14 protein-coding genes and 1 pseudogene are annotated in these 13,113 nt (G+C 41.4%); 8 read left to right on the plus strand and 7 right to left on the minus strand.

The window, feature by feature from the left end:
* The first annotated feature begins 19 nt into the window (after positions 1-19).
* The 3 genes from ridA (at position 20) to nrdG (ending at position 3,380) form a co-directional block, all read left to right on the plus strand.
* Positions 20-406, plus strand: a complete 387-nt coding sequence (gene ridA, locus ACPEH5_RS14690; protein WP_042845718.1) for a 2-iminobutanoate/2-iminopropanoate deaminase — start codon at positions 20-22, stop codon at positions 404-406.
* 360 nt (positions 407-766) lie between these two features.
* A complete protein-coding gene (gene nrdD, locus ACPEH5_RS14695) occupies positions 767-2,911 on the plus strand; it encodes an anaerobic ribonucleoside-triphosphate reductase (RefSeq protein WP_423727054.1) in 2,145 nt (714 codons plus the stop codon).
* 4 nt (positions 2,912-2,915) lie between these two features.
* Positions 2,916-3,380, plus strand: a complete 465-nt coding sequence (nrdG, locus tag ACPEH5_RS14700) for an anaerobic ribonucleoside-triphosphate reductase-activating protein (protein WP_042845954.1) — start codon at positions 2,916-2,918, stop codon at positions 3,378-3,380.
* On the opposite strand, the gene ACPEH5_RS14705 is transcribed toward nrdG, so the two are convergent.
* The gene (locus ACPEH5_RS14705) at positions 3,377-3,826 is read right to left on the minus strand and encodes a YhbP family protein (RefSeq protein WP_181468820.1); all 450 of its coding nucleotides are present in this window, start codon (positions 3,824-3,826) and stop codon (positions 3,377-3,379) included. The two genes, nrdG and ACPEH5_RS14705, sit on opposite strands and share 4 nt — an antisense overlap.
* Before the next feature lie 278 nt (positions 3,827-4,104).
* A complete protein-coding gene (locus ACPEH5_RS14710) occupies positions 4,105-4,356 on the minus strand; it encodes a DUF1471 domain-containing protein (RefSeq protein ID WP_042845722.1) in 252 nt (83 codons plus the stop codon).
* 270 nt (positions 4,357-4,626) lie between these two features.
* Here ACPEH5_RS14710 and ACPEH5_RS14715 point away from each other — a divergent pair, with 270 nt between their 5' ends.
* Entirely contained in the window at positions 4,627-4,965 is a 339-nt protein-coding gene (locus tag ACPEH5_RS14715; RefSeq protein ID WP_048605870.1) for a GIY-YIG nuclease family protein, read from the plus strand.
* Here ACPEH5_RS14715 and ACPEH5_RS14720 read toward each other — a convergent pair.
* A complete protein-coding gene (locus tag ACPEH5_RS14720; RefSeq protein ID WP_048605868.1) occupies positions 4,938-5,441 on the minus strand; it encodes a GNAT family N-acetyltransferase in 504 nt (167 codons plus the stop codon). The two genes, ACPEH5_RS14715 and ACPEH5_RS14720, sit on opposite strands and share 28 nt — an antisense overlap.
* Complete coding sequence (ubiT, locus tag ACPEH5_RS14725) at positions 5,435-5,959, minus strand: ubiquinone anaerobic biosynthesis accessory factor UbiT (RefSeq protein ID WP_042845726.1); 525 nt, start codon at positions 5,957-5,959, stop codon at positions 5,435-5,437. The genes ACPEH5_RS14720 and ubiT overlap by 7 nt, the downstream gene beginning before the upstream one ends.
* Positions 5,960-6,475: 516 nt before the next feature.
* Between ubiT and ubiU the strand changes: the two genes are divergently transcribed.
* The 4 genes and pseudogenes from ubiU (at position 6,476) to ACPEH5_RS14745 (ending at position 9,328) form a co-directional block, all read left to right on the plus strand.
* Positions 6,476-7,471, plus strand: coding sequence for a ubiquinone anaerobic biosynthesis protein UbiU (gene ubiU / locus ACPEH5_RS14730; RefSeq protein WP_042845728.1), 996 nt, complete (start codon positions 6,476-6,478; stop codon positions 7,469-7,471).
* 17 nt (positions 7,472-7,488) lie between these two features.
* Positions 7,489-8,364, plus strand: coding sequence for a U32 family peptidase (locus tag ACPEH5_RS14735; RefSeq protein WP_042845730.1), 876 nt, complete (start codon positions 7,489-7,491; stop codon positions 8,362-8,364).
* A 203-nt stretch (positions 8,365-8,567) separates the two neighbouring features.
* Positions 8,568-8,820, plus strand: a pseudogene (locus ACPEH5_RS14740) (type II toxin-antitoxin system PrlF family antitoxin).
* Positions 8,821-8,854: 34 nt separating this feature from the next.
* Positions 8,855-9,328: a type II toxin-antitoxin system YhaV family toxin gene (locus ACPEH5_RS14745; protein ID WP_409563990.1), complete on the plus strand. Its 474-nt coding sequence runs from the start codon at positions 8,855-8,857 to the stop codon at positions 9,326-9,328.
* Here ACPEH5_RS14745 and ACPEH5_RS14750 read toward each other — a convergent pair.
* Genes ACPEH5_RS14750 through ACPEH5_RS14760 form a run of 3 tightly spaced genes read right to left on the minus strand, consistent with a single transcriptional unit; the run spans position 9,325 to position 12,607 of the window.
* Complete coding sequence (locus ACPEH5_RS14750) at positions 9,325-10,479, minus strand: ABC transporter permease (RefSeq protein WP_129466607.1); 1,155 nt, start codon at positions 10,477-10,479, stop codon at positions 9,325-9,327. The genes ACPEH5_RS14745 and ACPEH5_RS14750 overlap by 4 nt on opposite strands.
* Positions 10,479-11,624, minus strand: a complete 1,146-nt coding sequence (locus tag ACPEH5_RS14755; protein ID WP_042845732.1) for an ABC transporter permease — start codon at positions 11,622-11,624, stop codon at positions 10,479-10,481. The genes ACPEH5_RS14750 and ACPEH5_RS14755 overlap by 1 nt, the downstream gene beginning before the upstream one ends.
* An 11-nt stretch (positions 11,625-11,635) precedes the next feature.
* Entirely contained in the window at positions 11,636-12,607 is a 972-nt protein-coding gene (locus ACPEH5_RS14760; RefSeq protein ID WP_042845733.1) for an HlyD family secretion protein, read from the minus strand.
* Positions 12,608-13,113 lie beyond the last annotated feature (506 nt).

A 13,113-nucleotide genomic window follows, 5' to 3' on the forward strand; every position in this document is an offset into this window, starting at 1 on the left:
GTGATGAAACGGAGTAATTATGTCATTCGAAATCAATACAGAAAATGCACCAGCAGCGATCGGTCCTTACGTTCAAGGCGTAGATTTGGGCAGTATAGTGATGACATCAGGCCAAATTCCTGTTGACCCTAAAACAGGTGAAGTCCCGGAAGATATTGCCGCACAAACACGTCAATCCCTAGCTAACGTCAAAGCTATTTTAGAAAAAGCGGGCTTAAGTGCAGCTAATATCGTGAAAACAACGGTGTTTGTAAAAGATTTAAATGACTTTGCGACAGTGAATGCCACCTATGAAGAATTTTTCAAACAACACAATGCGCCATTCCCTGCTCGTTCTTGCGTCGAGGTAGCCCGCCTACCTAAAGATGTCAAAATTGAAATCGAAGCTATTGCTGTTCGTAAGTAACCGCTAATTTGCTTTAAACACCCCATCATCTTTATATGGGGTGTTATTTTGATAATACCGATACAGCTTATCCTTTCTTAAGTCTAGCGAACAAAACTATAATTTAAGTTAAATTAGCACTCCCTGATGATAAGTATTTATTTTTAACTTCCCCGCTTTTGATATTCATACAATTAATTTTTTTCCTTGTTTTGGATCAAACTTATTGCTGCTAAAAAAAAGCAATATCCTACATATTGTGCTTTAATTATATCAATTGGCACAATATGTAGTATTTATTCACATTTTATCCACAGAAGAGTCGTAATAATCAAGATCAAAAATACTTTGATTAACGCTGTGGATAACTTAGCAAGGAGAATGACAGTGGGAACGGTTGTGATTAAAAGAGATGGTTGTCAGGTCAACTTTGACCTTCCACGAATTCAGGAAGCCGTTAAACGTGCTGCTGCCGCAGTAAATGTTAAGGATGACGATTACTGTCTTCAAGTTGCAACTATAGTTAAAGAGCAACTTTGCAGCCGAAACCAAGTGGATATTGCCGAGATCCAAGACGCCGTAGAAAACCAATTGATGGCTGGGCCGTATAAGGACTTAGCACGCGCTTATATTGAATATCGCCACGATAGGGACAGCGAACGCGAAAAACGTAGCCAGCTGACTCATGATATTCGAGGCCTTATAGAACAAAGTAACGTCTCGTTACTCCATGAAAACGCAAATAAAGACAGTAAGGTCATCCCAACTCAGCGTGATTTACTCGCAGGGATCGTCGCAAAGCACTATGCTAAACAACATATTTTACCTCGTGATGTCGTGATTGCTCATGAAAAAGGCGAAATCCACTATCACGACCTCGACTATGCCCCTTTCTTTCCAATGTTTAACTGTATGTTAATTGACCTTGAAGGCATGTTAACTAACGGCTTTAAAATGGGAAATGCCGAAATAGAACCCCCGAAATCTATTTCTACCGCAACAGCAGTAACAGCACAAATCATTGCACAAGTTGCGAGTCATATTTATGGCGGTACAACAATTAACCGTATTGACGAAATTTTAGCGCCATATGTCGCAATCAGCTACGAAAAACACCTAAAAGTCGCCAAAGAATGGGGAATTGCAGACGCAGAAGGTTATGCCCAAAGCCGTACCGATAAAGAATGTTATGACGCCTTCCAATCATTAGAATATGAAGTTAACACACTACACACCGCGAATGGCCAAACCCCATTTGTCACCTTTGGTTTTGGTCTTGGCACATCAAAAGAAGCCCGATTAATTCAGCAATCTATCCTCAGAAATCGTATTGCAGGGTTAGGTAAAAACCGTAAAACAGCCGTTTTCCCTAAACTCGTATTTGCGATTAAAGATGGCTTAAATCATAAGCTAAGTGACCCTAATTACGATATCAAACAACTCGCTTTAGAATGCGCCAGTAAGCGCATGTACCCCGACATTCTTAATTACGATCGTGTTGTTGATGTCACTGGCTCATTTAAAACACCAATGGGTTGTCGCAGTTTTCTGGGTATATATGAAGAAAATGGGCAACAAATTCATGATGGACGCAACAATCTAGGAGTTATCAGCCTCAACTTGCCTCGTATTGCTATCGAAGCACAAGGCAGTGAAGATGCATTTTGGGCATTACTGGATGAACGCCTCGCTATCGCGAAAAAAGCCTTAATGACTCGTATTGCCCGCTTAGAAACAGTGAAAGCCCGCGTTGCCCCAATCCTCTATATGGAAGGTGCTTGTGGTGTAAGGTTAAAAGCTGATGATAATGTTGCTGAAATATTTAAGCATGGACGAGCATCAATTTCCTTAGGTTACATTGGGTTACATGAAACAATCAATGCACTCTTTGGTTCAGAAACGCATGTGTATGACAGCGAAAAACTGCGCGAAAAAGCAGTGGCTATCGTCAACCGCTTACGCCAAGCTACTGATGAATGGAAAGTTCAAACAGGCTACGGTTTCAGCTTATACAGCACACCAAGTGAAAACCTGTGTGACCGTTTTTGCCGTATCGACACTGCTGAATTTGGGGTTATTGCTGGTGTCACAGATAAAGGCTACTACACCAACAGCTTCCACTTAGATGTTGAAAAACAAGTCAACCCATACGACAAAATTGACTTTGAAGCCCCTTACCCTGCTCTCGCGAATGGCGGTTTTATCTGTTACGGCGAATACCCGAACTTACAACATAATGTTAGGGCGCTGGAAGATGTGTGGGACTATAGCTATCAGCACGTCCCTTATTATGGAACCAACACACCAATAGATGAATGCTATGAATGCGGCTTCTCTGGTGAGTTTTCCTGTACCAGTAAAGGGTTTACTTGCCCTGCTTGCGGAAACCATGACACCAACCGAGTTTCTGTTATTCGCCGAGTTTGCGGTTATTTAGGTAGCCCAGATGCTAGGCCCTTCAATGCGGGGAAACAAGAAGAGGTGAAACGTCGTATTAAGCATCTAGGTAATGGTCAATTAGGTTAATATGATGAATTACCACCAATATTACCCCGTTGATGTTGTTAATGGTCCAGGTACCCGCTGTACACTGTTTGTTTCTGGCTGTGTGCATCAGTGCCGCGGTTGCTATAACCAAAGCACATGGCGGGTGGATTCCGGCGTACCATTTACCCAAGAAATGGAAGATCAAATCATTCAAGATTTGCAAGACACGCGTATTCGTCGGCAGGGCTTGTCCCTGTCCGGTGGAGACCCGCTACATCCCGCCAATTTGCCAGCGATACTCAAGCTAGTGAAGCGAGTAAAAACAGTCTGCCCAGATAAAGACATTTGGGTATGGACGGGATACAAATTGAATGAGCTTACCCTTGAGCAACAAAAGGTGGTCAGTTTTGTGAATACCTTGATTGACGGTAAGTTTGAGCAAAATTTGCACGACCCACGTTTAATTTGGCGTGGCAGCGCAAATCAGGTGATCCACCATTTGCGCTAAGCTTCTCGGGTCCAATGTAATTTTGTACCAAATCCCAATTTATTATCCACCATTTTGACATTGTCTAAGTGAAGCTGCCAAATAGGCAGTTTCGCTGTCAATGCCACAGGAAAACGACGGCAGTACTCTGTTCTAGCTAGTTGTTCTGGTTTACTTTCCAACCTTGCTATTTTGCCGATAAATTGAATACCTTGTATCTGATTGACCGTTTTCGATTGTGTCGAAATCGTCCCAGCGACTTGTGGGTTAGCTACCATCAATTGTCCATGCTTCGAACTGGCATCAGTCATTAAAATCAACGACATAGTTTTCGCATCAAATGCATAATAACAACTGGCAGGCCAGATATCATTGTGATGATGAGCAAATAAGGAAAAAACGTGTTGGCGGGCGATATAGCGCTGGATGTGTTGTAAGGTTTGTTCAGGGGTCATAGCGGTTTCCATATAAACCCGTTCAGAACAAGCTCTTGGAGATAACCCCGTGAGCTTGCTTAAAATGTTCTGAACGTAGGCGTAAATTCGCTATTACTATAGCCTAACTAATTAGAAAATGGTTCTAATTAACTTGGCTTTTTAGGCTATCTCACCTAAGTCTTTACTCTAAATAATTCGAGTTGTAGCTAGGCGGCAAGTAAACGAGGCGCTAGAGGCATACATAAGTATGTGACTAGTGCGAATAAACACGGCCAACAACACTACGGCTCGAAGTATGACGAGTAAATTTATTTATAGATAGCTGCTGTACCACTCATTGAATTCTCACCGCCAGCAGAAATGACACGGAATGAGGTCGCACCAGCTTCATCAGCTTTTTTGGCTAATTGTGCGGTAAGGTCATTTACGCTCACAGCACCTGTTACAGATACATAACCTGCAGCCGGTTGGCTAGAATGTTGAACTTCATCAGCTGCCATTGAACCAAATGAAACAGCACCTAAAGCTAAAGCAGCAGCGAATAATGTTGATTTTTTCATGGTATGTTCCTTTTAACAAACTTGATTTTTAGTTGGGATTTTTACTGTCCCTCTGTGATATGGATCATATTATGCGCTTTAACTCAGAATGAAAATTAGCTAATTTTGCTATAGTTATTCAAATTATTTGAATCAAAACCTAACTTGAGGTTACGGATTTGTGACAGTTTTATATCATTTTTCATTTAAAATTTAATATGTTATAAACATCTTTCTTAACGAATATATTCGTTGTTAACCTATTGTTTTATCTCAACACGCCAGCACAAAATGATAAAAAACACATCAAAAAAAAGCGAAGATCAGCAAAGTAATTGGTATCTTTACTTAGTAAGAGAGAAAAATAATGCCTTGTATTGTGGTATCACGACAGATGTGCAACGCCGTTTTGAACAACATAAAGCGGGTACAGGCGCAAAAGCATTGAAAGGGAAAACGCCACTTATATTAGCTTTCTCGTGTTTTGTCGGTTCACGATCAACTGCCTCACAAGTGGAATATCAAATTAAGAAGTTGAATAAAAAGGTAAAAGAAAGGCTGGTCATTGACCAGCCTGATAATCTCATTGATTACTTAGCTAACTATAAATTACTGAAGTGTGAAGAATAAGTCACTAGGCCTTGATGAGCCCCTATTTCGCCATTTTCGAGCCCACATATCAGGAAATGGGGTTGTTGTTCAGGCCATTGGCAATTCACTCCTTGTTTTGAGGCTGGTTCAAAACCAAAACGTGAATAGTAACGCTCATCCCCTAAAACGACGACAGCACCATAACCAAATTCATTCAGGCTATCTAACCCTTCATAAACCAATTTTTCACCAATGCCTTGGCCTTGGTGAGCTTTACTAACCGCTAAAGGAGCTAACCCAACCCATTGTACGTCTTCACCATTGACATCAACAGGTGTAAAGCCTACATAACCAATGACTTCGCCGTTGTCATTGGTCGCAACAACACCAAGCGTTAATAAGCCGTCTTCTCGCAAGTGCTGAACAAGGTTAGCTTCCGCTTCTGTTGGAAAAGTTTCACGCAATAGCTTATCAATTCCCATTGCATCGACTGGGATTTCAACTCGAATTAGCATGAAGTTAACGCAGGCGATTTGTGCTCTACGTCCTCGCTATCATGAACCGTTTTAATCACCTCAGCCAATTGCAGTAAAGCAAAACGCAGCGGAGCCGGCATATTTTCCAATTCAAAAGCATCCATTAAGTTTTTAACGTATAAACCTAATTCGGTGTCCCCTTCAATCACCAAGCGACGTTGGAAAAATAAAGTATCGGGATCTTCTTTACGTGCTGCTATCAAAATAAGGTCGTTTGCATTACCACTAACGCTGACATCAGCTTGTGCGTTCTGTTTAACGGCTAATTGGCCATCTTGCAAACTGATAAACCACACCAATGATAAGTCACGAACTTCAACTTTTAGCCATTTATCCTCGAGAAAATCGAGTTCCCCTTCTTTGACTGACTCACGAAATTGCCAACTTAGTAGCTGTTCAAGCACATGGCGTTGCACAGCAAATGGGGTCACTTTTAAAGGTAATTTCAAAAATGAAGGACCTTTTGTGATGAGTTGAGAACGAATTTTACCTAGCACAGTACTGACTCCCGTCTTAATTGTCTGCCCGTTTTCGGGTAACTACTCAACAACAGTAGCAGCTCGAATTATTTAGGGTAACATATTGTATATTCAATTAGTTAAACAAAATATTTGTAGTTAATAACCCCAATTACTGAGATCATCAATACACTATTTAGCTCACGATGAGTTATCTTGCCAAAAAAACACCTTATTGGTCTGATCCTATATCAATTTTTGCCCATGTCACCCATATTTATTTTTAACAAAATGGATAGTTTCTATTGGTGGCTTTTACCACAAATCATGATCAATAAATAACCAAAAATGACTTAATATCCAGATTTATGAAACGGGTCTCATTTTATTCTTTAGTGCCCTAACTCACAAAAAAGTCACTCACTAATTCAGTCACCCACAGCCTTAATTAACGAATACTGATATCCATTAACAATTTCTCTGCTCTAAATCAAAATCTATAACAGTTCCCTTGACTAGAATGTCCGTTGTTAAATTTTATACAGGGATAGGCCAATGGAATTACTCTGCCCAGCAGGGAATTTGCCTGCGTTGAAAGCCGCTGTCGATAACGGCGCAGATGCTGTTTATATTGGGTTAAAAAACGATACCAATGCGCGCCACTTCGCAGGGCTCAATTTCACTGAAAAAAAGCTGCATGAAGCAGAGCGCTACATTCATAACCATAATCGCAAATTGCATATTGCGATTAACACATTTGCACACCCTACCGGTTATGAACGTTGGCAAAACTCCGTCGATCTTGCTGCGGATTTAGGGGCTGATGCGTTAATCTTAGCCGATATCGCGATGTTAGAGTATGCAGCAAACAAGTACCCGCATATCGAAAGACACGTATCGGTTCAGGCTTCAGCCACCAATACAGAAGCGATCCGCTTCTATCAGCGAAACTTTCAAGTACATCGTGTTGTCCTTCCACGCGTTTTATCTATTCATCAAGTAAAACAACTCGCTAGAAATAGCCCTGTGCCGCTTGAAGTGTTTGCTTTTGGTAGTTTATGCATCATGGCTGAAGGCCGTTGTTATTTATCTTCCTACTTAACGGGCGAATCACCAAACACCGTAGGCGCTTGCTCACCAGCTCGTTTTGTTCGTTGGCAGCAAACAGAAAATGGTATGGAGTCTCGCCTGAATGACGTCTTAATCGACCGCTACCAAGAACATGAAAATGCAGGCTACCCTACTTTGTGTAAGGGGCGTTACCTTGTCGATGGTCAAAAATACCACGTCCTAGAAGAACCAACTAGCCTCAACACGATTGAACTGTTACCAGAACTCATGGCCGCTAGTATTGCTTCGGTTAAGATTGAAGGCCGCCAGCGCAGCCCTGCTTATGTCACGGAGGTAACACGGATTTGGCGCCAAGCGATTGACCGTTACAAAGCCAACCCTGATAACTTCACCACCGACCCTAAATGGCTAAAAGTATTAGGTGGGCTTTCAGAAGGCAGCCAGACGACTTTGGGTGCTTATCATCGCAAGTGGCAGTAATTGAAAAGGTAAATATTATGCAGTACTCATTAGGATCGGTTCTTTATTACTGGCCAAAACACACATTAAGTGAATTTTATCAGTGCGCAATCGAAAGTGAAGCCGATATTATCTACCTTGGAGAAACGGTTTGCAGTAAGCGCCGAGAAATGAAACCCAATGATTGGATAGAGCTCGCCCAACAACTGGCCAAGAGCGGCAAACAAATTGTTCTGAGTACCCTTGCCCTTCTTCAAGCCCCTTCCGAACTTAAAGAAATCAGTAAGTTAGTTGATAATGGTGAGTTTCTCGTTGAAGCCCATGATTTTGGTGTGGTCAACATGTTAGTCGAAAGAAACCTTCCTTTTGTCGCTGGGCACGGGTTAAATTGCTATAACGCACAAACTTTAAATATTTTATTACGCCAAGGTATGACGCGCTGGTGTATGCCTGTAGAGCTATCTCGTGATTGGCTAATTAATTTGCTCAATCAATGTGATGATATTGGTATCCACGGTAAATTTGAGGTGGAAGTGATGAGCTACGGTCATTTACCTCTGGCCTACTCTGCCCGCTGTTTTACGGCTCGTTCAGAAAATCGGCAAAAAGACGAATGTGAGACTTGCTGTATTAACTACCCCCAAGGGCGCAAGGTTCTTTCTCAAGAACAGCAGCAAGTATTTACCTTAAATGGTATTCAAACACTCAGTGGCGCTTGCTATAACCTCGGCAATGACCTGTATTCAATGCATGACCTTGTGGATATTGTGCGCATTTCACCTGAAGGCATTGAGACCCTTGAGGTAATCAAGCAGTTTAAAGCCAATGAAAATGGGGAGATCCCGTTGAATATTATCAACCAAAATTGCAATGGTTACTGGCGACAAATTGCAGGGTTGTCGATGGTGCCTTAAGCCTATTACCCACCTCATAACCACCTATCCTCAGTGTAATGCAAATGCATTGCACAATGCATTTGCATTTGCATTTGCATTTGCATTACACTGAGGATAGGCTGGAAATTTTTGAAGTAAATAAAATGATTGATATAAACCCAAGCACTGTTTCTTTACGTGCAAAATCCCGCCTTACCTAACGCAGTCAAACAACTATCCCTGTGGCCATACATGATGCTTTACACTTACAACCTGGTGAAATAATTGAATATTCGCTATTAGCAGATGGTAATGTCATTATTTCTAGGCAAACAAACGCCTATGAGGACCCTATAGTTTCTCAATTTCCTAGAAAAAGATATGAAAGAAAATCCACGACACATTTATCCTGTGCCTGTAGCATTATGGAATAAGGTCAATGAACTTACTGCGAATATCGACATTGATTTAGATGCACCACTTACTGATAGTTAATCATGGAGTCACAGGGAATGTTAGAAATTAACGGATGGAAAATTTTTTTCACTCATGTTTCTTAGAACAGTTAGTTGCATTAGTCAGTACAGTACAAACCTTAAAAAAATCTGCCCCAATAGGCTATAAAAAGAAAGCTCCCACAAAATTACTCGCTGCAATTAATAAAGTGATAACAGAACGAATTGCAGTTAACCCACTTGACCCAATTTTTTACCAAGGTAATACCTTAGGAGCGAAACACAAACATTGGTTTCGGGCTAAATTTTTACAGCAGTTCCGTTTATTCTTTCGTTGCAGTGAAAAAGATAAAATCATCATTATTAGTTGGGTAAATGATTTCAGTACATTACGTTCATATAGTTCCAAAAATGATGCCTATCAAGTATTTGCCTCAATGCTAAGCCCTCCTGATGACTGGGAAACCTTAAGCCAAGAAGCAAAAATGGCAACAAAAGCCGTTGATCCTAACTCAGCCATAGGTTTCCTACTCAAAAATAACGATTAATGCCGATGCCTACGCCAACGGTTAAACATATGGCTAATATGGCGTAACTCTCCATCTCTTAGCATGCCAATAAACACACCAATAACCGTATAAATTACACCAAGTGTTAGCATCATAACGATATCCATCAACACCTCACTAAACGGCAATCCCATTTGGTTAAGGCCTGCCATGGCGTTTGTGGCCCATGTTGATGGCAATGCTGAAGCAATCATACGTACCCAATCTGGCATCGCTTGTAATGGCCAAATAGTGCCTGACATATAAAACACTGGCGTAGTGATAAACGCTAACGTTAAATAGATCATTTCAACACTGCGCAAGCATTCTGTTACCAACTTGCCTAGGCCAATAACCGCTAATAGAAACGGGAAGGTAAATATCCAAATTAAGTACAGCGGTGCTTCTTGCCGGAAGCCCAATACCCATGGCCAAAGTGCAAAAAAGACCGTAGATAAAAACAACCAAATGGGTATTAACGCAGATAATGCTCCCAAATAAACGGCTAAAGGCGGTTTACCTTTCGGTGTTGAACGGATCGCAATACTGACGCGCACACAAGCGATCAACAAGGAGTGCTGTAACAACATCACCAATAAACCTGGGAAAACAATGGCCGCAAAGCTGACTCCGGGGTTATACAACGGCTCAGTTTCACTGCGGACTGGGGTAATGATAACTTTGGCTTGTTCTTTGCTATAACCTGCTTTTGTTAGTAATTGCGTATTATAAGCGTTTAAAAGAGTTTGATATGCTTTTGAAAGCTCTTGTTGAATTTGGCCGCTAGCGAGGCGGTTAGTCGCATCACCATAGACAGGGACAGTAATGCTTTTACCACTTAGTAAATGCTGCTGAAAATCGGTTGGAATGATAATTATCGCAAATAATTTTCTAGCGATCATATCCTGACGAGCCTGCGCAAGGTTATCATAACCATGCAATTGTACTTTTGGCGTCGCGTCTAAATCACGGATTAGTTCGCGGCTAGCAGTGCTATGGTCCATATCGATCACGGCAACAGGCAAATCCCATAAAACAGGTTTTGCATAGACCAAACTCATCACGCACAATGAGACTAAAAGTAGTAGCCACATCGGCTTTTCTAACATACCCAGTAGCACTTTACGGAAAGTCGCAAAATAGACCGCCATTAAACTTCCCCTCCTTGAGTTGCAAGCCGCTTAACCAAGCGTTTACGAACTAAAAAGGCAATTACGACAGGGTAAATTAATAAAAACAAACAAACTTCTACAATTCGACCAAACGAAATTTCCCGTAAGAAAATATCGAACATTGCATTAAGTGTATGCGTAAGGGGTTCAATATTAGAAATAATTCGCGCGGGTAAAATCATCGATAATTCAGGCACAGCCATTCCTGAGAACGCTAAAGCGATACTCACTAGCATCCCTATTAAGCTATAAGCCATAATAGCACTAGAGGTAAAGCTAAATAGTAATACCCCAATACTTTGTGCCGCTATCACATAAAAGAAGCCTACCACCAGCATATACAATGGGTTACCCACCACTTTAGCATCAAAAATGGTCACGAGTGCAGCAAGTTCAATTGCCAACAATGTCGTGAAAAATAACGTATACGGAGCCATCTTCCCTAATAGGGCAGTAGCGAAAGGTTTAACGCTTTGTAAAGTGCTCCCTCGCGACATAGTATAAATAGTCGCTGTGACGACAAACAGCTGTAACATATGAATAGTCGCAGCAAACTGCTGGTAATAAATATAACTACCACTCGGATTGAACAAGCTGTCATAAGAAAGTGTCACTTGCGCCAACGGCGGTAGTGCTTTTCCCATCGACCTCGCCAGTTCTTGGCGGTACTTTGCATTTAGCTCCGCAACTAAGCCGCTAAAGTCTTGAATTGCATAACTTCCCGATGCGTAAAATAAAGCGTTGTAGTACATACGCAGTTCAGGTTGGCGCCCTCTTAACACATCCTCTTCAAAATCATGGGGGATGTACAGTAATGCATAATCTTTTGAGCTGCCTAATCTTTTTAAGGATGTATTCAGATTGTCATCGATAGTTTTTACATCTGCGTGAGGGCCTGAATTCAAGTCGCGAATAATTTGCCGAGATACTGGACTATGGTTGTCATCTACCACTGACACAGGCAAATCCATCAGCGTTCCTTCTGAAAAGTTAGAACTCACCAACGTAAACAACATCAATGGAAACAACCAGCTCAACCAGTGAAAAACAGGGCTACGGATAGCCATTTTAGTTTCACGGCTAAAAGCATGCTCGAAGCCTTGCCAAGCGAACTTTAATTTCATGGCAACACCTTTTACTTATCCCAGTGCCATAGCACACTCATACCGGGCCGCAGCCCATCAATTGGCTCTAATGGATATAAACGAATTTCAAACGTTTTTAAATCAAAGTCACCAGTTGCACGGGTTGCACGCTTTGTTGCGTAATCACCTTTTGGTGCAATATAACGAACCTCAGCCTCAATCACCTTATTGCCTAATGCGGGCACATCAAGTTGAACTTTATCGCCTTTTTTCACATTGACTAAAATATCTTCTCTCAAGTTATAAATGAAATAAGCCTGAGGTAAGCGAATTAATGAAATTAACGGGCTGCCTGCATTGAATAGTTCACCTATTTCTGCTGGGATAGGGCCGACTTCACCGTCAACAGGCGCTCTAACTTGTAGGTCATCAACCTGTACTTGTAGCTCTGTAAGTTTTTGTTCTGCTTGATTCAGAGCTGCTTCGTATTGTTTTCGTAACTCAACACGATCCCCATTCTGCCCCTCTTCTAACCGAGCTTTTGCACCTTGTACTTGAGAATATGCAACATCTTTAGCTTTACGGGCATTATCAAGTTCATTTGCTGAAACATACCCTTTGCTTTTTAAATTACTCAAACGCGCATATTCGCGAGAAGCATTTTGATATTGTGAGTTTGCTTGCGCTAATGTGGCTTTAAGGTCCCGAATAGTCTCTGCTCGGGTCCCGTTAATCGATTGTTCGAGCTGAGCTTTTGCTTGGTCCCTTGCCGCTTTTGAGGCTTCGTATTGCGCTTGCAACTCAGGGCTTTCTAATGTTAATAAAAGCTGCCCTTGTTTGACATCGTCCCCACGCTCGACATGGCGTTCAACCACTCGCCCCTTCGCTTTTGAGGTGACAATAACTTCAGGTGCATCCACTTCTCCCTGCAACAATAAATATTGATTATGGGAATGAAAAAGTGCAGCTGCTGCTATTAAAATGAGCATCAGCAAAATCAGTACTATTGTTCTTTTTTTCATTATTTATGTGAACCTTAAATAATAACGGGGGAAACTATCATCCCTAGAGTATGACAAGAAAATTAAATACAGCGTTAATAAATTCGTGCGCAAGATCACGAAAAGGTAGGGCATTGTCTAATATTGAATCGATTTTTTTCTTATGTCAAATAATGATGAATGTCCTTTACTCAAATGTCGATTACTTAACCAATGACTTACGGTATAATCACTCGCCAAATAAAGACTAAAAATAGACGCTAAAGTGAATAACTCCCGCAATGTAAAATATAACGAGCCATGTTCTAAATAGTTCACATTGTGGATAGGCGACAAGAGAAGACATCTTAGGGAGCATACATCAGTATATGACCCAAAGAGCTGAACGTAGTCAACATCCCATAACGTGCACATGACGAGCCATGCTCTAAATAGTTCGCATTGTGGGTAGGCGACAAGAGAAGACATCTTGGGGAGCATACATCAGTATATGACCCAAAGAGCTGAACGTAGTCAACATCCCATAA

Source organism: Providencia sp. NPDC089933 (genome assembly GCF_049545585.1).
Taxonomy (GTDB): domain Bacteria; phylum Pseudomonadota; class Gammaproteobacteria; order Enterobacterales; family Enterobacteriaceae; genus Providencia; species Providencia huashanensis.